This window comes from Bradyrhizobium vignae (genome assembly GCF_004114425.1).
GTDB lineage: Bacteria > Pseudomonadota > Alphaproteobacteria > Rhizobiales > Xanthobacteraceae > Bradyrhizobium > Bradyrhizobium vignae.
The window spans coordinates 15065-34867 of the sequence record NZ_RDQF01000069.1 but is presented as its reverse complement, the minus strand read 5'-3'; the positions used below and the strand labels follow the sequence as shown (position 1 = coordinate 34867).

Annotated in this window: 11 protein-coding genes; 6 read left to right on the top strand and 5 right to left on the bottom strand. The window is 61.8% G+C overall.

Annotated features, from left to right (window positions below; all coding sequences use genetic code 11):
• Positions 1-1446 precede the first annotated feature (1446 nt).
• The 4 genes from EAV90_RS39870 to EAV90_RS34595 form a co-directional block, all read right to left on the bottom strand.
• Entirely contained in the window at positions 1447-1602 is a 156-nt protein-coding gene (locus EAV90_RS39870; protein ID WP_160118875.1) for a hypothetical protein, read from the bottom strand.
• Positions 1603-3301: 1699 nt separating this feature from the next.
• A complete protein-coding gene (locus tag EAV90_RS34605) occupies positions 3302-5698 on the bottom strand; it encodes a peptidase domain-containing ABC transporter (RefSeq protein WP_129145978.1) in 2397 nt (798 codons plus the stop codon).
• A 3-nt stretch (positions 5699-5701) separates the two neighbouring features.
• Positions 5702-6952: a beta-barrel domain-containing protein gene (locus tag EAV90_RS34600; RefSeq protein WP_129145977.1), complete on the bottom strand. Its 1251-nt coding sequence runs from the start codon at positions 6950-6952 to the stop codon at positions 5702-5704.
• 129 nt (positions 6953-7081) lie between these two features.
• Positions 7082-7279, bottom strand: coding sequence for a hypothetical protein (locus EAV90_RS34595; RefSeq protein ID WP_244607743.1), 198 nt, complete (start codon positions 7277-7279; stop codon positions 7082-7084).
• A gap of 685 nt (positions 7280-7964) precedes the next feature.
• Here EAV90_RS34595 and EAV90_RS34590 point away from each other — a divergent pair.
• The 6 genes from EAV90_RS34590 (at position 7965) to EAV90_RS34565 (ending at position 18557) form a co-directional block, all read left to right on the top strand.
• Positions 7965-8582: a sigma-70 family RNA polymerase sigma factor gene (locus EAV90_RS34590; protein ID WP_129145976.1), complete on the top strand. Its 618-nt coding sequence runs from the start codon at positions 7965-7967 to the stop codon at positions 8580-8582.
• 135 nt (positions 8583-8717) lie between these two features.
• Complete coding sequence (locus EAV90_RS34585) at positions 8718-9281, top strand: hypothetical protein (protein ID WP_129145975.1); 564 nt, start codon at positions 8718-8720, stop codon at positions 9279-9281.
• A gap of 69 nt (positions 9282-9350) precedes the next feature.
• Positions 9351-13997 carry a beta strand repeat-containing protein gene (locus EAV90_RS34580; protein WP_129145974.1) on the top strand — a complete coding sequence of 1549 codons (4647 nt, stop codon included), beginning with the start codon at positions 9351-9353 and terminating at the stop codon, positions 13995-13997.
• Positions 13998-14009: 12 nt separating this feature from the next.
• Positions 14010-15830 carry a type I secretion system permease/ATPase gene (locus EAV90_RS34575; RefSeq protein WP_129145973.1) on the top strand — a complete coding sequence of 607 codons (1821 nt, stop codon included), beginning with the start codon at positions 14010-14012 and terminating at the stop codon, positions 15828-15830.
• Positions 15831-15848: 18 nt separating this feature from the next.
• Positions 15849-17204 (top strand): HlyD family type I secretion periplasmic adaptor subunit, encoded by a 1356-nt coding sequence (locus EAV90_RS34570; protein WP_122404962.1) that lies wholly within the window; start codon positions 15849-15851, stop codon positions 17202-17204.
• A 1116-nt stretch (positions 17205-18320) separates the two neighbouring features.
• A complete protein-coding gene (locus EAV90_RS34565) occupies positions 18321-18557 on the top strand; it encodes a hypothetical protein (RefSeq protein ID WP_122404961.1) in 237 nt (78 codons plus the stop codon).
• A 620-nt stretch (positions 18558-19177) separates the two neighbouring features.
• Here EAV90_RS34565 and EAV90_RS34560 read toward each other — a convergent pair.
• Positions 19178-19690: a winged helix-turn-helix transcriptional regulator gene (locus tag EAV90_RS34560; RefSeq protein WP_129145972.1), complete on the bottom strand. Its 513-nt coding sequence runs from the start codon at positions 19688-19690 to the stop codon at positions 19178-19180.
• Between the last annotated feature and the right edge of the window lie 113 nt (positions 19691-19803).

Genomic DNA, 19803 nt, shown 5'->3' with positions numbered 1-19803 from the left:
GCGGTTATCTCGCCCGCGCCAGCGATCCGCCGCCCGGTAATACCGTCATGTGGCGCGGGCTGTCGCGCCTCACCGACATTGCGCTGGGCGCCATGGTCGGAGCAGAATTTGTGGGTAATTGAAAGCCTCACCGGACGGTTACGATGCCGGGCAGCTTCCGCCATGTAATCCGTGCCCATCGCAAGCTTCCTGGGAGGACCATCCCTCCGAGGAGACCATTGCGATAGATCAATGAGCAGGCCCATCATCGGCCGGCGTGTACGGGCCGGACGTTGGCTCGAGCTGCACTATGCGCGGCTGCTGGGAGGAAAAGGCTCGCTTCCGGAGTAGACCACATCGGCCCCAGCCTGGAGGCTTTTCCGGATCGAAAAACGGAGCTGGGACCGAGAGGTCTGCCGCTGTCTAGTCGGCAAACACAGCTTCATCCCAAGAAATCGTCCGCTTGGGATTCAAATTTGTGAATCCGAGTCCATGGAATATTTCTGCCCGTGGGGACGAGCTGGCAACAGGTCGTGGGAACGATGGCACGCAAGACCAACAGTCGAACTGAGAGCAGGAAGGATCGCTCCTGGCCGCCCGCCGCGGTCGCAAGCCATGGGCGACGCGGCTAGCGCTTCCTGCTAGTGGGCTTGCCTCGGCGGGGGCGCTTCTTCGGCTTGGGCCTTGTTGGTTTTTCGCTCTGTTCAGCCGCGAGAACTCGGGCTCGGATTTCCTCTAATTCAACCAGTGCAGAAACGATGCTCTGAAGACGTTCGCGAATTGCAGCAGCAGGTATCACCGCTCGACCGCGGGTGCTCATGGACGCCCCCAACTATTCTTCTTTGGCGCCGCCGTTGGGCACCCGCTCGAAGTCTTCCCTTTTCGGCGAACCTAGTCCTTAACAAATTTAAACGACGACTACCGCGTCCCAGCCAGGTCGATTTGTTCCCGGAGGGAACACTGCAGCATCCTGTCAACCGCGTATTCTCGATCCGTGCGTAAGGTGTCCAAGCGCCGGCAGAAAGCAGAACGACGTAAAGTTTATGCACGACCAGGACCTGCTTTCCGCCAGCTCGACCTTCTCGCGACTGTGGAGCAGCAGGAGCGCGCCAGGGTCGCCGCGCGGGACGATGAGGGTGAGCGCTCAAATCGCCTGAGAGGTTATGGGGCGCATTCACGGCCGCGTGTATGAAGCCATTTGAGGCCGCCAACGAAGCGAAGCTGAAACAACGCAATCCGATGCTGTGCTGGTAACGCCCGTTGCGGGAGGCTCAAATGCGTAGGCTGATTTTCGGTGCGGCTCTCCTAGTGCTCGCAACCATCGGATGCTCGACGTTTATTTCGGCTGCCCTTTCCGCAGCACGGGATGCAAAGGCCGCAACATTCTCCGAGCGGTTCGCGCCAGCAATCAAGGTTCCCTCAAGCAGCTAGTCCTGCCAGGCGAACCGGCGAGCGGATTGCGAGGCCTTAATGGGGAGCTTTGTCTTCGCGCTTGAGGAGCTCCAGTCGGCGCTCCAGCTCTTCCTTCTTCGCCAAAAGCCTCCCGGCCAGAACATCATTGACGAGGGTGTGAAGTTGCCAGAGCTCTTCAAGAGCCATGCTCTCGAAAGGCTTCCGTTCCATGAATCCCCCCGACTCGCGTATGGCACAAGGCTAGCGCGAAATAAAAAACGGTGCCACTTTTTCCCGCCGAGATGGAGTGAAAGAGGTGCCGACTCCCCCGTTACTTTATTCTCGAATTGATTCGTCGTTGTTCGCCACAAGCTTCGTGAGCCTCAGCGAGCTTTCAGTAGGTGTCGCGGGCCATCTCGGCCTTCATGATCTCGGCCAGTCCCGCGCACTCTTCGGCCCGATCTCTGAGCCGTTTAGGCGCAGCACGATCCATTCGGCAAGAGCCAAGCTCGGAAACGCATCCCACCACATATAGCAAATACCGTTGAGTGCGTTTCTCGCGGCTTGGCTGAGGTGAGACAGGCGAGGCTTGCAACGAGGCTCGAACAATTTGGCAAATAGAGAAGCGACAGACCTGACGCACCGAACACGGCCTTCGACCGGAACACCAGTTGAACAGAGCCACCGGCGATCGCCGGCGGCATTGGTATTCACAAGGTGGGTTAGGCCCTGCGCGATAGCGCCGGGCTGCCCGATTCGACAAAGGGAAATGGTCGATGACGAAAGCAAAAAAACAACTTCACACGTTTGCGCGGAGTGCCAAGCGTGGATACGAACGCACTAGACAAGGGGCACGCTGAGGTCGGCACGCTGGCCGCCTTGAAGGCGCCTCCACGTTAGCTCTCAGAGGAATCGCCTGAGCCCTTTCCTGGTTGCTGCCCTTGGTCGCGAAGTTGCTCGAGCCTACTTTCGAGGAGTTCCTTCTTAGCGGCTATCCTCGCGGCCAGCACTGAATCGACGTCCTGGTGCAGCTCCCACAACTCGTCAATGGACATATCCTGGAGCTGCTTTCGGTCAATCATTGCACTGGAACGCGTGTCTCAACGGGCTGCTTCGGCCTCGGTCTTAGGCCGGTCTATTATAGGACTCGCCGGAACGCCCTGTTATGGAGAGCCAAATACCAGTCTTGTGATTCTCAGCCGGTCAGAGCCTTGACCCACTGCTCTTCGCCTGAGCCGCCTTCGCATTCGAGGGTGACAACCGGCCCGTCGCCCCCACAGCAAGCTTGACATTTCTTGCGTTAATAAGGCTTCTTATGAGTCGTTCCGATCCCGAGATTGAGCCCTCAGCAAGTACGGGATCACCCTCAGGAGAAACGGTGAGCCAGTAAGAGACTCTCTCGTTGCGTCCGTCTATGATGATGGTCCCTTCGCCGATTAGATCATCGGTTGTTTCGTCATGCACGTCCATCGTTCACCCTCCAATCGGAGAAGCCCAGGCATCGCTCGCTTCTTGGTCGATGTACGCGGTGGGCATCCTGCCTGCTTTCGGCCACCCTGCGAACGAACCTGCTGTAGCGGTTGCCATGTTGTTTCTAGTCGGAAGCCGACAATCTGGACGCACCGTCGCGCAAATTTGGCCATGCGCAGCCGCATGCTGAAGCTGCGACGGAGCGCCTTTCGCAGCCCAACTCAATAAGCGGACTGTGCTGGTGACCTTCAATGGCGAGCCCGCGCCTGGCGGGCTCCGACTTGGTGCGCGCGAGCCTCATCTTCTGTGGCCACGGCCCTTCTCTCGATTGCCCTCCCGGAATTTGACCCTCAGGCGGATCAATCAGTCTCGCGTTTGGCCGGCCGATGCCACATCCGAGCCCGTCGTCGGACGACATCGAAGCGACGCCACCCGAGATCCAGACGGCGCGAACCCGAAATCAGCATCGCGAGAAGTCGATCTTGGCCAGCGCTTCACCCGGGTTATCGGCTTTGCCGCAGGCGCCGGACGGCTTGAGGTTGCAGTCGTCTTTCGACGGCCGGCCGTAATCCTTGGGTGGTTGGCAGTCGTCGTTGGCGTCCCTCGAGCCAGGATCGCGCTTCGCGCCATTGCCCGTGGCACCCCCGGGGCAGGCATCGTGAGCGTGCGCGGTCTCGGTCGATTTCGCACCTTCGGCGGCAAACTCGGTGGCCCCGACATCTCGCTCAGGCGCCGCTGCTGGTCTGTCGCTTGTCATTCCGACCCGAAATGGCTTCGCCGCCGCGTCAAGACGGATGAACATATCCGCTCCGTGGGTGATCTCGGGTCGGTGCGCCACGCTCACCCGCGTCATGTTTAGATGCCGAAGATTCGCATTGATTTCCTTCTCCTTCTCGGTGTCGAGATGTGCCGTGCCCTCGTCCAGAAAGAGGATCTTCGGTCGCCTATAGAGCGCACGCGCAAGTAGTACTCGCTGCTTCTGCCCGCTGGATAACGAGCTTCCCATGTCGCCGATGAGGCTGTTGTAGCTCATCGGCATTGCCATGATGTCGTCGTGGATCCCGGCAATCCGCGCGCATTCGATCATCCCCTGCAGATCGAATGTCGTATCAAAAAAGCAGATATTGTCGGCAATCGACCCCGACAGCAATTGATCCTCCTGCATCACCGCGCCAATTTGCTCGCGATAGACGCGCGCTCCGATCTGGCTCAGTGGAAGGCCGTCGATCAGAACCTCTCCGCTTGTCGGCTCGAGCAGCCCAAGCATAATCTTGACAAGGGTTGACTTGCCGCAGCCCGAGGGTCCCATGATCGTCACGAATTGTCCGGGAGCAACGCACAGATTGACGTTGTTGAGAATCAGAGGCTCTCCTTCTGCATACCGGAAGCACACGTTACGCAGTTCGATCGCGCCGCGAATCTGTCGGATATAGGACAGGTCCAGGTCGTGCCCCCGCTCGAGCGGGGTGAGCGCAATGTCGGCAAGACGCTCCAGGTGCAGTCCGAGAATGCGGACATCCACCAGCTTCTCGATCAACAGCGCTGTCCGCTCAGCGAACTGCAGCTTGTAGCTGACGAACGCGAATATCATGCCAACCGTGATGAGGTTGTCCAGTGCGAGACGAGCGGCAAGGTAGATCGTGATCACGTTCTCCAAGCCAAATATCGTGTCGTTCATGGCTTTGAAGCTGATCCTCGCCCGCCCTAGCCGCACGTTGGCATTAATATACGCAGCATAGCGGTTCAGCCACTGGCCCTCCCGCTCGTTCTCTCGGTTGAGCAACTTTAGGCTTTGCACCGCTCGCACGGTTTCGATGAAGGTGGAGTTCTCGTCTGCCTTGCTGTGAATGGCGGCTTCGCTCCGTTGTCGGAACATGCCGAAGAGAGCGAGCCGCAGGGCGGCATACAACGCGAACGCCAGCAGGACGACAAGTCCGAGCTGGACGCTGTAGGTGAACATCAACGCCAGCATCAACACCGACATGAGACCGTCGATCAGCCCCGTGATCAATCCCTCCGCGAGCACGTTGCGGATGGGTTCGATCGAGTTGAAGCGAGACAGGATGTCGCCGATGTGCCGCTTTTCGAAGAATGAGAGTGGCAAGCGCACCAAATGATGAAACAGCCGCGCGCCGATTTGAAAGCTCAACGTGTTCTGCAGAACAAGAATAATGAACGAGCGGGTCGCGGTTGACGCGACCCGTATCAGGAGAAGGAGCGCGAATCCTAGCCCGAGTACGACCAGCAGATCGACATCTCCTCTGGCGATGACCTCGTCAACGGTGAGTTGCATATAGAAAGGGGCGGCGAGTAGAAGAATTTCGATGACTACCGACAGAACTAATATTTGGGCGAGAGCATAATTGCTTCCGTTCATTCCGCTCCAGAACACCGAGAACGGCAGCCGCACTCTTTCATCCGTGCGACAGAACTTTTCAGTGGGCGAGAGTTCGAGCGCGACCCCGGTGAGGTGTCTAGACGCTTCAGTGAGGGGGAGCCATTTTTCGCCGGCTGCCGGATCGTGCACCACGATCCCTTTCCTCCTGTATGCTTTCAGAACAACGAAATGAGCCATGTCCCAATGCAGAATGGCCGGCACACGTAATTGGCAGAGGTGGCCGATCTCGATTCGCAGCGGCCGACATGCCAGTCCGAGGTGAGCTGCAATCTGCATGAGGTCGCGAAGAGTGACGCCCTTTAGGGACACCGGATGCCGGCGCCGCAGGCTGTTCAGGTCAGTTCGATGACCATGATAAGATGCTACCATGGCGAGGCATGCGAGCCCGCACTCCGTCGCCTCCGTCTGCCGGATGACTGGGAGGGATCTGCGTCCGCTGAAATTCAAAAGTCCCTGCATGCGCTACATCCTCGCGCTCAACACCGGATCGAGCAGCCACCTCATCAGGGGCCGTTGCTCAAGGATCACGTCGGCCCTCAGCAGCATGTCCGGCTGAAGCGGCATCTTGCGGCCATAGGCGTCGATGTCGGGCCGCTCGAGAGCCGCCGTCACACGGTAAGCTGGTTCCTTGAGGGTGATCGGCCCGGTCGTTTCGTTGCCGGTCAGAATCGTGTGGGAGACCTTTGTCACGCTGCCGCGGTAGGTGCCGAATTTCTGATAAGGAAATGCCTCATAAAGTATTCTTACCTGCTGGCCGGGGCGCACAAAGCCAAACGCGCGTGTCGGAAAGAACAGCTCCGCCTGCAAGTGCGCATCAAGAGGAATGATTTCGAGCTGCATATGCCTTGGATCGGCGATCTGGCCAACAGTCGCCTGCAGCGCGGACACGCGGCCACTCGTTGGCGCCCTGATAACGTAAGCCTGCCGCCCGTTCACCTCGGCCGCGCGCTGTTCGATCGAGGAGAGTTCATTACGCAGTCCTCGGATCCGCTCTGCGGCGACGGTGGGGAGTTGCTCGAGTGTATGCCGAGCGTCTGTCAATTGGGTGCGCCGTGCGGTGATCTGCTGATCCAGCGAGACCACGCTCTGCTTTTGCTCAAGGGCGGCCTGCTCGCGGCGCTTGAGCTCAATCGTTGGCAATGCGCCGCTCGCGGTTAGCTTAGCGCCCGTTGATACGAAGCTCTCGGAAAGCTTCAACCGCTCGTTTTGGATGTTCCGCTGGTCCTCGAGCTGGGCAATCTCTCCTTCAATCCCCTTGATCGTGGAAGCGAGGCGATCCTGTTCCGAGGCGGTTCGTCGATCTTCCGCATCGATTTGTCGCTCGACCACATTGCGTTGCTGCGTCAGCACTGCAAGGACGGTGGCATTGACGTCATCGCCACTGGCGGTGATTTGGGAAGTGACTACGGTCAGGAGCGGGTCACCCTCCGCAACCTCTTGCCCTTCCTTCACTTGTATCGCTTTAACGAAGCCCTGTTGTGGCACGAAAATCTTGGCTGTGCCGGAGGTCGGCGTGAGATACCCGGAGACGGTCTCCTTGCGCGCGTATTGCGCGATTGAGAGAAAGCACAGAATGAGTATGACGAGCCCCACCAGGCTCCAGCTAAGGAGCGTGCTCGATAGCGGCTGCAGCAATACGACCTCACCCCAGCTGTGGCGCTGATGCAAAAAGTCGACGGCTTCCTTGCGAAATAGAGCTGGCCGAGTCGCCATGGGCGCGCCTTGCTGTGCTCTTACTCATCAGCGCTGCGCGGAGTAGCGTTCCGCCGCAGCAAGACTGCGGGTCGATACCGGAGAACCGCTTCCCCTTATGGAGAAGCGGTTCGCCGACGCATCTTGGCTTTACCCAACAAAGATTTGGGACTGGGACTGCTTGGACAGCAGGCCCACCTGAACTTGGTTTCCGCTGAGGACATTGATGTCGCCAGTTCGGATCAGTGATCCATCATGGCACCCACAGCCGCCGGTGCCGGCGGCCACGAGGTCGAGCTCCTCATCTGACAGTTCGATAGGGTGAGCAAGATTGGTCATCTCTAGCATGTTGGCCTCCTTTCGATGTAAGTGGCGGAACATTGATGTAACTGTTGCCACGTCATCACTAGGTGCAAGACGCCAATTTGGATGCACGGCCGCGCAAATTTTGTGAGCGGCGCGCGTTTGACGCTTTGTCGCATCCTGATTTTGCAACGTCGTATGCGAGGTGACGGTGCGGTTTCGTCATAACGATTGGACGTTCGGATCTTCTTGACGGCGTGACGGAGATGCGACGCGTTTCGAACGAACGCGCGCTGGGACGCTATAGCGGAGTTCGGTCCAAGAACCGCCTTGGCTTTTGGCTGCATGATCGCTGCGCAAAGGTCTTAGACGTAGTCGGAGATGTGTGCGCTAAAGTTATGAATGCGACTTAGCGACCGTTTTTGAAGCCTCCATTTTCGAAGTCGACGAAAGGGATAACGTCGCTTCGCACGGCGACTTGCCTGGCCGACGCGCACGACGCATTACCCGCCTGCGCCGGTGACGACCGTTGGCCATTTGGCGGTCGGGAAAAGTTTGAAAACGTCGGGAACGAAGTTGATGCTGTTGACTTGAGTTCGCCGACGGTCGATTTCGTATTTTTTTAAAACGGGTTATTTAAATTAATTTTAAATGCAGGGCATTGAATGCCACGGGCAGTCCTGCAGGTGAAAGCAGTCGCGAATCTGCTTTGTGAGGGGTTACTTCGACCATGCCCCATCCATGCGCCGATGTGACGAAGGGAACGCCTCGCTCCGCCGCAGCGCGGCACGAGGGTTATTCAAATTGCGAGACGGCGCTTGATTACGAAACCGCTCTGCTGGAGTGCGCCTCCGGATCGCAGTCGGCCGTCGGCAAGATCTACGCCCGGGAGAAGGAACAGCTGCGCGCGATGGCGCACCGGATCGTGCACGACAGATCGCGTTCCGAGGACGTCATCCACGACGCATTCGCGCAGATTCTCCGATGTGCGAAAGACTTCGATCCTGCGCGAGGATCCGCCCGGGGCTGGATTTACGCGATCGTCCGCAACACAGCGCTCAAGATGCGGCAGAACGCCGGGCGCGAACTCGCGCTCGAGGATGATGCATTGAATGCCATCTGCGCGCGCGAACAGACCACTCCGAACCCTGCGTCCTGTATCCCAGACAGCATGACGCTGCGAACCATGCTCGACCAGCTTGAGCCACAGCGTCGCGCGAGCCTGCTTCTGGCGATCGTCGACGGGCGCACGCACGAGGAGATTTCCGAATGTCTGCGGGTTCCCGTCGGAACCGTCAAGGCGTGGATCCGGAGAGAGCTCGTGGCCATGCGCCGGCAGCTCGAATGAGGCGTGAACTTATTTCTTCGCCGATGCATCCACGGGTGTGCTTCGGCGACAGTAGGGGTGACCGCGTGGTGATCCCGGCAGGGCACGCGCGCGTGACCCTCGTGCCGTCGCAAAGCTGAAGCGAGGAGCGAAGCCATGTCTATCCTGAGCAGCGTTACGAGCATTCTCGGGCTCGGAAAGCTTGCGGGAACCGGCGTCCCACCCGAGGAATGCACGTCGACCAAGCCCGACGACTGCGGCGAGGGCAAGCAGTCAAAGTGGAATGACGATCGTAGGGGTAACGACGAGTATTCGAACAGCGACGGAAAGGACGATTATTCCAAGCTTAGCGGCATGGGTGCCTACCCGAAAGACGCCAAGGGCGACTACCCAGCGCACGATGGTAGCTGGAAGGACGTCAAGGACGGCGAATACCAGCCCAAGGATTATTGGGACAAGGGGGCTGACGATGGCAGCAGGGGCGACACCGATCGCAGTCCGGGTGAAGCGCTAGCCAAGTTCGACTTCTCCCATGGTGAATTCGCGGGTGATTTCAGCTCGCACGGTCCCGATCATTCGGGTGACATACAGGGCGCGCTCGCTTCGATGTCTTGCGACGATGCACTCGAATACGCCATCGATTTGATGGGCCCAACGGATCACTTCAACGTAGGGCATTTCGACACGGCGACGGATACGCCGCACGACACGAACGCCTGACATGCCGAAGAGACGCTGGCGGTGAATACTGCCGGGCGAGAGTGGTTTTGAACGAGAAAGGCGGCGGTCATGCAGCAGGTGGAAAAGCGCGAACTGTTCGAGCAAGAGCGGAAGATTTTCGAAGCCGGAGTGCAGCGCGCTGACAAGCGATCCGGATCTTTCAGTTTCTTGACCTGGTCGTTCTTCATTGCCCCGCTGATCGCCTGCGAAGAGTTCCTTGCGGCTCCGTTCAAATCCGCGCTGGCCGAGCAAGAAGACGCGACAACTGCTCAGGCAGGAGCGGGGCCGCAAGCGACGGACGACGAGCTGCCTGCGACCGATCCTGCGAAACCGGGCCCGGAGGATGAGAGGCCTAAGGGGCTGGCCGCTTCGTCGGAGACGCATGTGGCTCAGCTCGATCCGACCGGCCTCCCGGCGGAGCCGCATGAACACACGCCTAGACCGAGCACCGCTCGTGGCGACGCGATCGCCGCTGCGAACTATGGGGGTGAGGGCGGAGGTAGCGAAGATGCCGATTCCTGCAAGGACCATGCTCACACCTCGGCCGACGTTAGTAACGTCAGTTGCGTGAACTCGCCGTCAGCAGAGTCGGACGTCGGAAGCACTGAAGTGTCTGGTGGGTCAACGCTCGAATCCATTCGATCTGATTTGCTTTGCGGCTCGTCTAGCCCGTCGATCGTCAGCTCCTTTCCCCTGCTTGGAATGGTCGGTGATCTGAGCAATGACGTGGTGCTAGGGATTGCGCCGGTCGAGGCGATGGTGCCGCCGGCGCTCACGACGACGAGCGACACCGTCAGCACGCTACCGGATGGCGAGGTCTGCGCGATCGCGCCGCTCCAGGTGACGGCGCAGCCGACGCTCACGAGCCTGGCCCACACCGCGGGCACGCTGCCCAACGACGTGGCTGGAACGATTGCGGTGGTCGAAGCGGCGGTGCCGCCGGCACTCGCGACGATGACCGACACCGTCAGCACGCTGCCCAACGACGTCGCCGGCGCAATCGTGCCGGTTGAGGCGGTGCCGCCGACGCTCACGACGTTGGCGGACACCGTGGGCACTCTGCCCGACGGCATGGTTGCTACGATTGCGCCAGTCGAAGCGGCGGTGCCGCCGGCACTCGCCACGGCGACCGACACCGTGGGCACGCTGCCGAACGACGTGGTTGGTACGATTGCGGCGGCCGAGGCGGCGGTGCCGCCCGCACTCGCGACGACGACCGACACCGTCAGCACGCTGGCCAGCGACGTGGCCGGCGCAATCGCTCCGGCCGAGGCAGCGCCGTCGACGCTCACGACCTTGGCCGACACCGCGGGCACGCTGCTGCCCAACGACGTGGGTGAAACGATTGCGGCGGTCGAACCGGCGGTGCTGCCGGCGCTCACGACGGTGACCGACACCGTCAGCACGCTGCCCAACGACGCGGCCGGCGCAATCGTGCCGGTTGAGGCGGTGCCGCCGACGCTTACGAGCCTGGCCGACACCGTCAGCACGCTGCCTAGCGATGTGGCCGGCGCAATCGCGCCGGTTGAGGCGGTGCCGCCGACGCTCACGACCTTGGCCGACACTGCGGGCACGCTGCCCAACGACATGGTTGGGACGATTGCGGTGGTCGAAGCGGCGGTGCCGCCGGCACTCGCGACGATGACCGATACCGTCAGCACGCTGCCCAACGACGTGGGTGAAACGATTGCGGCGGTCGAACCGGCGGTGCTGCCGGCGCTCACGACGGTGATCGACACCGTCAGCACGCCGCCCAACGACGTCGCCGGCGCAATCGCGCCGATCGATGCGGTGCCGCCGACGCTCACGACCTTGGCCGACACCGCGGGCACGCTGCCCAACGACGTGGTTGGAACGGTGGTTGGAACGATTGCGGCGGTCGAAACGGCAGTGCCGCCGGCGCTCACGACGGTGACCGACACCGTCGGCACGCTGCCCAACGATGTCGCCGGCGCAATCCCGCCGGTCGAAGCGGCGGTGCCGCCGGCACTCGCCACGGCGACCGACACCGTGGGCACGCTGCCGAACGACGTGGTTGGTACGATTGCGGCGGCCGAGGCGGCGGTGCCGCCCGCACTCGCGACGACGACCGACACCGTCAGCACGCTGGCCAGCGACGTGGCCGGCGCAATCGCTCCGGCCGAGGCAGCGCCGTCGACGCTCACGACCTTGGCCGACACCGCGGGCACGCTGCTGCCCAACGACGTGGGTGAAACGATTGCGGCGGTCGAACCGGCGGTGCTGCCGGCGCTCACGACGATGACCGACACCGTGGGCACGCTGCCGAACGACGTGGTTGGTACGATTGCGGCGGCCGAGGCGGCGGTGCCGCCCGCACTCGCGACGACGACCGACACCGTCAGCACGCTGGCCAGCGACGTGGCCGGCGCAATCGCTCCGGCCGAGGCAGCGCCGTCGACGCTCACGACCTTGGCCGACACCGCGGGCACGCTGCTGCCCAACGACGTGGGTGAAACGATTGCGGCGGTCGAACCGGCGGTGCTGCCGGCGCTCACGACGGTGACCGACACCGTCAGCACGCTGCCCAACGACGCGGCCGGCGCAATCGTGCCGGTTGAGGCGGTGCCGCCGACGCTTACGAGCCTGGCCGACACCGTCAGCACGCTGCCTAGCGACGTGGCCGGCGCAATCGCGCCGGTTGAGGCGGTGCCGCCGACGCTCACGACCTTGGCCGACACTGCGGGCACGCTGCCCAACGACATGGTTGGGACGATTGCGGCGGTCGAAGCGGCGGTGCCGCCCGCACTCGCGACGGTGACCGACACCGTCAGTACGCTGCCCAACGACGTCGTCGGCGCAATCGCGTCGGTCGATGCGGTGCCGCCGACGCTCACGACCGTCGCCGACACCGTGAGCACGCTGAGCAACGAGGTGGTTGGCCCGACGACTGTTCCAGACAGTCAGTCGACCACGTTGCCGCAAACGGTTGCATCGGACAGCACGGGAGCTCACACCCTGGCGAGTTCAGCACCAGCCTTTGAGATCGTGGGGTTGGCAGTGGATACGGCCAACGGTGCACCTGGTGATGTATCACAGCCCACCGGTGTGGCTGGCGATGCTTTGGCGAGTGCGGCGCCGGTCGCTGACACGAGCGCGCCGGTGCTCGCCACAACAGCTGCCGCTCCGACCGATCCGGCGAGCGAGCTCTCGCATCCGGCCGACACTGCGATTATGGCTGGCGACGCTCTGGCGAGTACGGCGCCGGTCGCTGACACGGGCGAGCCCGTGCTCATCACAACGGCTGCGGCTCTGACCCATGCGACGAGCGACGTATCGCAACCGGCCGACACGGGCAGTGTGACTGCGAGTGCGGCGCCCGTCGCTGACGCGAGCGAGCCGGTGCTCACCACAACAGCTGGCGCTCTGACCAATCCGACCAGCGACGTCTCGCATCCAGTCGACACAGGCAGTGTGGCGGGCGATTCTCTTGCGGCCGTCGCTGACGCGGGCGAGCCGGTGCTCGCCACAACGGCTGCTGCGCTGACCGATGCGCCGAGCGACGTGGCGCAGCCCCCCGATACGGGCAGTGTAGCTGGGGATGCTGTGGTGAGTACGGCGCCAGTCGCTGACGCGAGCGAGCCCGTGCTCACCACAACGGCTGCCGCTCTGACCGATCCGACTAGCGACGTGTCGCATCCGGTCGATACGGGCAGTGTGGCGGGCGATGCTCTTGCGAGTGCGGCGCCGGTCGCTGACACGAGCGAGCCCGTGCTCACCACAACGGCTACTGCGCTGACCGATGCGTCGAGCGACGTGGCGCAACCGGTCGACGCGGGCAGTGTGGCGGGCGACGCTGTGGCGAGTGCGGCGCCGGTTGCTGAGGGGAGCGAGCCCGTGCTCACCACAACGGCTGCCGCCCTGACCAACCCGACTAGCGACGTGGCGCAACCGGCCGACACGGGCAGTGTGGCTGGCGATGCTGTAGTGAGTACGGTGCCGGTCGCTGACGCGAGCGAGCCCGTGCTCACCACAACGGCTGCGGCTCTGACCAATCCGACCAACGACGTGTCGCATCCGATCGACACGGGCAGTGTGGCGGGCGATTCTCTTGCGAGTGCGGCGCCGGTCGCTGACACAGGCGAGCCGGTGCTCGCCACAACGGCTGGGGCTGCGACCGATCCGCCGAGCGACGTGGCGCAACCGGCCGACACGGGCAGTGTGGCCGGCGATGCTCCAGTGAGTACGGCGCCGGTCGCTGACGCGAGCGGGCCGGTGCTCACCAGCGCCGGAGACTCGCTCAGCAACCCCACGACCGAGCCCGTAGACCCGGCCGTGCCGGACACCGGCAGCGCTCAAACGTCTGGATCGGCCGACACCCTTCTTGCGCTCGCCAGCACAGCCGACGCTCCGATCGAGAGTTCGGGATCCGTGACCGCTGCCCCGCAGAACGTCGTGACGGACACATCGAATGCTGCGGTGACGACCACTGTCGCGGGCGATGTGATCGCGTTGAACGATGCGCCACCGCCTCCGGCAGATACGCTGTTCAACGGAACCCAGTATACAGACTATGGCGTCTCGCTCAGCGGCGACATCGCGCCCCCGCAGACGGCTACGTCTCAGGCGGACGCCGTACCGGCCCAAGATATTTCGGCGCCGGTGGCTGCCGATGTCCAAAATCCCGCGCCGCCGCCTCCCGATATCGTGGATGCTACTCAGATCGATCACCTTGGAACTCACGATGCCGTCCTCTAGTGGGAGGCAAACATGGCTGCTGTCGAGACACTGGACGATCCGCAGCGCACCCACTCCAGAGCTCAACTTCGCGTCACACCCAACGGCGAGGCCCGCGACTATGTCGGACCTGTCAACGCGCTGGCCGCCTGGCGTTCGGTTGCGCGCACCAACCTGATAGCAGTCGCGGCGTTTTCGGTCGTTGTGAATCTGCTGATGCTCACGTTGCCGATTTACCTCTTTCAAATATCCGATCGCGTGCTGACGAGCCGTAGTCTCGAGACACTGCTGATGCTCTCTGCTCTCGCGCTGGCGTTCATCGGTATCCTCTCGATCGTGGACATTCTGCGTCGGCAGGTGCTGGGGCGTCTTGCGACCAAGATGGAGGCGGTGCTCGGCGGCGCCGTGTTGGCGAGCAGCATCAACAACGCCAGGGCCGGCGAGGGCGGAACGATCCAGGCGATCCGCAGCCTTCACCAGGTGCGGGGTTTCATCTCGAGCCCTATCATGCTTCTGCTGATGGACGCGCCACTCTCACCACTCTACTTCGCAGTCATATTCCTCGTTCACCGACATCTGGGCTGGATCGCAGTGGTCTCGGGCCTGGTCCTCGCACTGATTGCGCTGATCAACCAGAAAGCGACCTCGGAACGTCTGAGCGAGGCAGGGCTGCATGCCGCCGAGGCCGATGCGGCGGCCGAGTCGCTGGCGCGAAATTCGCAGGTGATCAATGCGATGGGAATGCTGAGCGAAAGCATTCTCCACTGGGGGCGCCGGCAGGCGCCGGCGCTGACGGTCCAGAGCCAGGCCCTTGACCGGAATTTCTGGATCAGCGGTGCGTCGAAGTTCGTCCGGCTCGTGGCCCAGATCACGATTCTCGGTACCGGCGCCTATCTGGCCCTCCACGCCGAGATCACCGGGGGCATGATGATCGCGGCTTCGATCATTGCCGGCCGCGCCCTGCAGCCGCTCGAAGGCTTGATCGAGGGATGGCGCAGCTGCGTGCAGGCGCGATCGGCCTATGCCCGCGTCAAGCAGGCGGTCGAGTCATTCCAGCGCGAGACGCCCAAGCTGCGCTTGCCAAGACCGCAAGGTCGCCTGAGCGTTGATCGGGTCTTGTATCTGCCGCCCGGCTCGAAGGAGCCGGTACTCAATGGTGTGTCGCTCGAGCTCGCGCCCGGAGAGTCGTTGGCCATTGTCGGACCGTCCGGATCGGGCAAGTCGACTCTCGCGCGCATTCTCGTGGGATGTCTGGTGCCGACAGCGGGAAAGGTCAGGCTGGACGGAACAGAGCTGCGCAACTGGGATCGCCGCCAGTTCGGGGAATATACCGGCTACTTGCCCCAGGAGGTCGAGCTATTTCCCGGTACCATCAAGCAGAACATCTGCCGCATGCGCGACGATTTGCCCGACGAGAGCATCTATGAGGCGGCGATGTTGTCGGGCATTCACGACATGGTCTGCCAGTTGAGGCAAGGATACGAGACCGTGCTCGACCGCAGTGGCGGGCCGCTCTCGGGAGGACAGAAGCAGCGCATCGCGCTTGCCCGGGCATTCTTCGGCAATCCGTCCCTCGTCGTGCTCGACGAGCCCAACTCGAATCTCGACGCAGCGGGCGAGCAGGCTCTGACCGAGACCCTGCAGCGCGCCAAGAGGCGGGGGGTCACCGCAGTGGTCGTAACCCTGCGCCCGGCGCTCCTGAACAGTGTTGACAAAGTGCTGATACTGCGGGCCGGACGCGCGGAAGCGTTCGGCTCTCCGAGCGAGGTGTTGCATCGCTTGGTTCGGTCGCCCGGCAGGTCCGGCGGAGATGCGCCGGAGCAGCCGCAGCGCATCGAATCCTCGGGCGGGTGATCAGCGCGGGAGGATAGCATGAGAGTAAAGGACGACATCGGTGAGTGGTACCGCGGTGTTCCGCTGAGCGCCAAATGGCCCATCTTCACCGGCCTTGCCATCCTGGTTGTCTGGCTCGGGTGTTTCGGCGTTTGGGCCGCAGTTGCCCCACTCAACAGTGCGGTCGTCGCTTCGGGCACGTTTGTGGCTACCGGGCAGAACAAGCTTGTCCAGCACTTCGAGGGCGGCATCATCCGCGAGATTGCGGTCAAGGACGGGGATGTCGTCGAGGCCAACCAGGTCCTCGTCCGCATGGACGATACCGCTGCCAACGCCAAACTGAGACGGCTGGTTTTGAAGAAGTATCGCCTGCTCGCCATGAAGGCGCGTCTAGAAGCTGAAATGAGCTCTTCGGATACTATCAAACCTCCGGCCGCATTCAGCGAGAGTGCACGTGATCCAGAAATCAAAGCGATTCTTGAGCGGCAACGTGCCGAGCTTCAGGCGCGCCGGGCCAGTCTGCTGACCGAGGAAAGCGTACTCGTGAAGCAGATCGCTGGGCTGGAGGAAAGCATCCGCGGATATCAGGCGCAAGTTCAGTCCACCAAAGAGCGTATTGGTTTGTTCGCCGAAGAGCTGAAGGACAAGAATTCGCTTCTTGGCCAGCAGTTGGTCCGCAAGTCGGATGTGCTGGCGCTGCGGCGTTCCGAGGCGGGTCTCGGGGGCGAGCTCGGCGAGTATCTCGGGCGCATCGCCGATTCGAAGGAACGGATCGCTCAAGCGAACGAGAGAATAGCGCAGCTCCATGCGACGGCGCTCCGGGATGCGATCAAAGAATTACGCGAGACCGAGGCGGATCTGGACGATGTTGAGGAGCAGATTCGCGCAGCGCAGGACGTGGTCGACCGGATCGATGTTCGTTCGCCAGTTCGGGGCATCGTGGTGAAGAACAATTTCCATACGCCGGGTGGCGTCGTTTCTCCTGGCGCGGTCATCCTTGAACTCCTACCGATCGGCAATGAGCGCATCATCGAGGCGCATGTGAACCCGAAGGACATTTCGCATGTGAGCGTAGGTCAGGAAGCGCTGGTGCGGTTGTCGGCGCTCAACCAGCGCATCACGCCCATGGTCGGGGCGAGCGTCATCTATGTGTCGGCGGACGCCCTGGCGGAGCAAGTGAAGACCGAAGCCCGTCCCGACGGTGACACGCGTCGGGAATTCTATGTCATTCGGGTGCGCCTGGACCAGGACGATATTCTCAGGCAAATGCCTGAATTCATCCCGACACCAGGGATGCCCGCGGACGTTTACATCAAGACCGGAGAGCGCACGTTTTTCGAGTACATCATGAAGCCGGTCTTCGACAGCTTCTCGCGCGCGTTCCGCGAAACCTGAAGCGAGCATTTTGGACTTTGATGCTGAGCACTCGCGGGGACGTGAACTCAAGCCTTCGTCTAAGGCTCGCTGAACGGCGCCACTTCGCTTTCGGCCGAGAGCTCTCGGTTGCGCATACTGAAGCCGCGTTCAGGTTGATGCGGGAGATTGGTCGAGGCTTTGCGCTGTAAGGGTAAATTCGTCACTGATCTTACGCGCGACGCGCCCGCCCGCTTCGCCTTGGCGCAAGGATTGGTTAGCCCGACGTGTCACCCGGACTGCCGCGCTTCTCGAGGTTCACCGCGGCCATGCCATCTTAGTCGTGGTGCCCTCTGAAGCGTCGCCTAACTGCATCCCACGCTTGAATGACTGGAAGGAGGAGCACGAAAAGAAATCTGATTGCACTCGGCGCCCTAACGCGCCGCAGGGGTGGCTCGTGGTCGTCCGATCGACGGGCCTTGTTGTTGATCGGCGCCGGGGACGGAGTTCCCCGTGACGCTCGCGCAGGAGCAACCGGCCTGCGCGAGGGCAGGACAACCACGACGAACAGAACGTTGACCAGTAGCCATATTCCCACAATGAGAAGGACAGTACGCACGAGGAACGACCATCGTTTGATCTAAGATCTGCCGAGCTTACCTCCTGTCTCATAGCCGTGACGCAGCCGACAGCACTACGCTCGCGCGGACCACTTCAGCGCAGCCCGGGCAAAGCACGGATTTGACAGCCCCTACCAAGATGCCGAGGCCGTTCGGGCCCCGAGCGCTTCGCGAGGGTCTGGGATCGGTCGCAGCCTAGTCCGGCGCAAAACTCAGGTCTGTGCGCTTTCGAACATTCATGCGCCTTCAGGTATGGTATTCCTATGCAGCATCCGGCGAGAGCCGGCCAGGGATGGTTCGGCCTTGCGAGCCGGTCGCCAAATGCCAGCGGTCGTCCTCAGCCCGCAATCCCGAAACTGCAGCTGGAGTCCTGGATTTGTTCCAGCAGGTGACCGTGGCGAGATATCGCAGGGTGAATAACCGGCGAATTCGCAGTTCGCAAAGAACCAATATCCCGTTTCGGCAGTTGACTCCGGCGTCATCCGAACAAGCAAGGTGTTTGTTTGGCCGATGAGCTTAGAAGCTGAGCCGGAACACCATGAAGGACCTCCGGCGACGATTGGAGAAGGTCCGCGCTAACGCCAGAGACTTTGCGCTGATGAGTCAGCAGGCGACGGACGTTGAAAAGCGCGAGCTGTTCAAGCGCATGGCGGATGAATTCGCTATCGAAGCTCTTGAGCTTGAGCTAATCGTGAAACAAAATGAGCCGTCGAATCCCTGCGACCAGCACGAGGTTGTGGAGTTTAAGCCGTCCTCTCAGAAGAAGCGCGGCTGACGCGGACAGAGCTAAGCCGACTGCTATATCGCGCATGCACGTCTTCGAGCGTGGCTCCGCGAGCGAGGAGGGCTGCTTACGGCGCATAGCGGAGTTTTCTCGTGAATTCCAACCGGGCTGCGCGAAAACTCCCCGCCTGTTGTCCATCCACGCAGAAGGCGAGCAACACGTTGTCGGGCGCCGTACCATAATTGGTGTAGCCCATTGACGTAGAGGATGCCGCCGGCGATCAGCGGTCCCGGTTCCGGTCCCGGTCCATCGAGCGAGCCGCCACGCGCCGACACGCCGTTTACGGTCGCATAGTCCCGCATGGTGTCGCTCATCCGCTAAGGGCGCTTAAGAGCGAGACAAACAAAAGTCGACGCCACCGGCTGCCCGGCGTTGCGGCGGTTAAGGTTGTAGCTGGCCACTGATTTTTCTCGGCCTAGCCCATTTGGGGGAGGCGCCAGGCGGCAGGGCTCCAGGACGCAAAATCGCCAGCCGGAAGATCAATAGTTGCTCCCCTCGGGGTTCGCATGACCCCGTCGTCTCTCCTACCGGAAGCGGCCATAGCAAGGCAATGAACTAAGGTCAGCCGAGCCACAAGCGGACGAACCACGCACGGATCGCTCGGGGCCGCCTCAAGCCCGCTCTCGACCACTCTTGGCTCGTTCTTGTGCTTTTGCATGAACCGGCGAAGATTGCCGGGCACCAGGGCCCGGATGCACATGGACGTCCTTGGCCGCCAGCGGTTCACCGCATTCCGAGCAGACCATCACGGGATCGAACATCCTCTTGCAGCTCTTGTGTTCGTGCAGCATCGGTCGGCCGCGCGAGTCGACCATATGCACGTTGCCCCAGTGCACGATCGACATGATGATCGGGTACAGATCCAGGCCCTTCTGGGTCAGGATGTACTCGTAACGCTTTGGTGCTTCCCGATAGGGGATTTTCCGCAGCACGCCGAAACGCACCAGCTTCTTCAGCCTGTCGGCGAGCAGATGGCGAGTAATCCCCAGCGACGCCTGGAAGTCGTCAAACCGGCGGACGCGAAGAAAACACTCGCGAAGGACGAGCAGACTCCAACGATCACCGATCACCGCGACGGTGCGGGCCAGGGAGCACGGCTCCTCTTCGAGTGCATCCCATTTCATCAACTTCCTCCGCGTTCTCCGGCTGTAGCAAAATAAATTCTAAAACAGAACTTATATGATTTCAATAGGATGCCTGTCTGGCAGGTATTGGATGACGAATATCATATTGACAG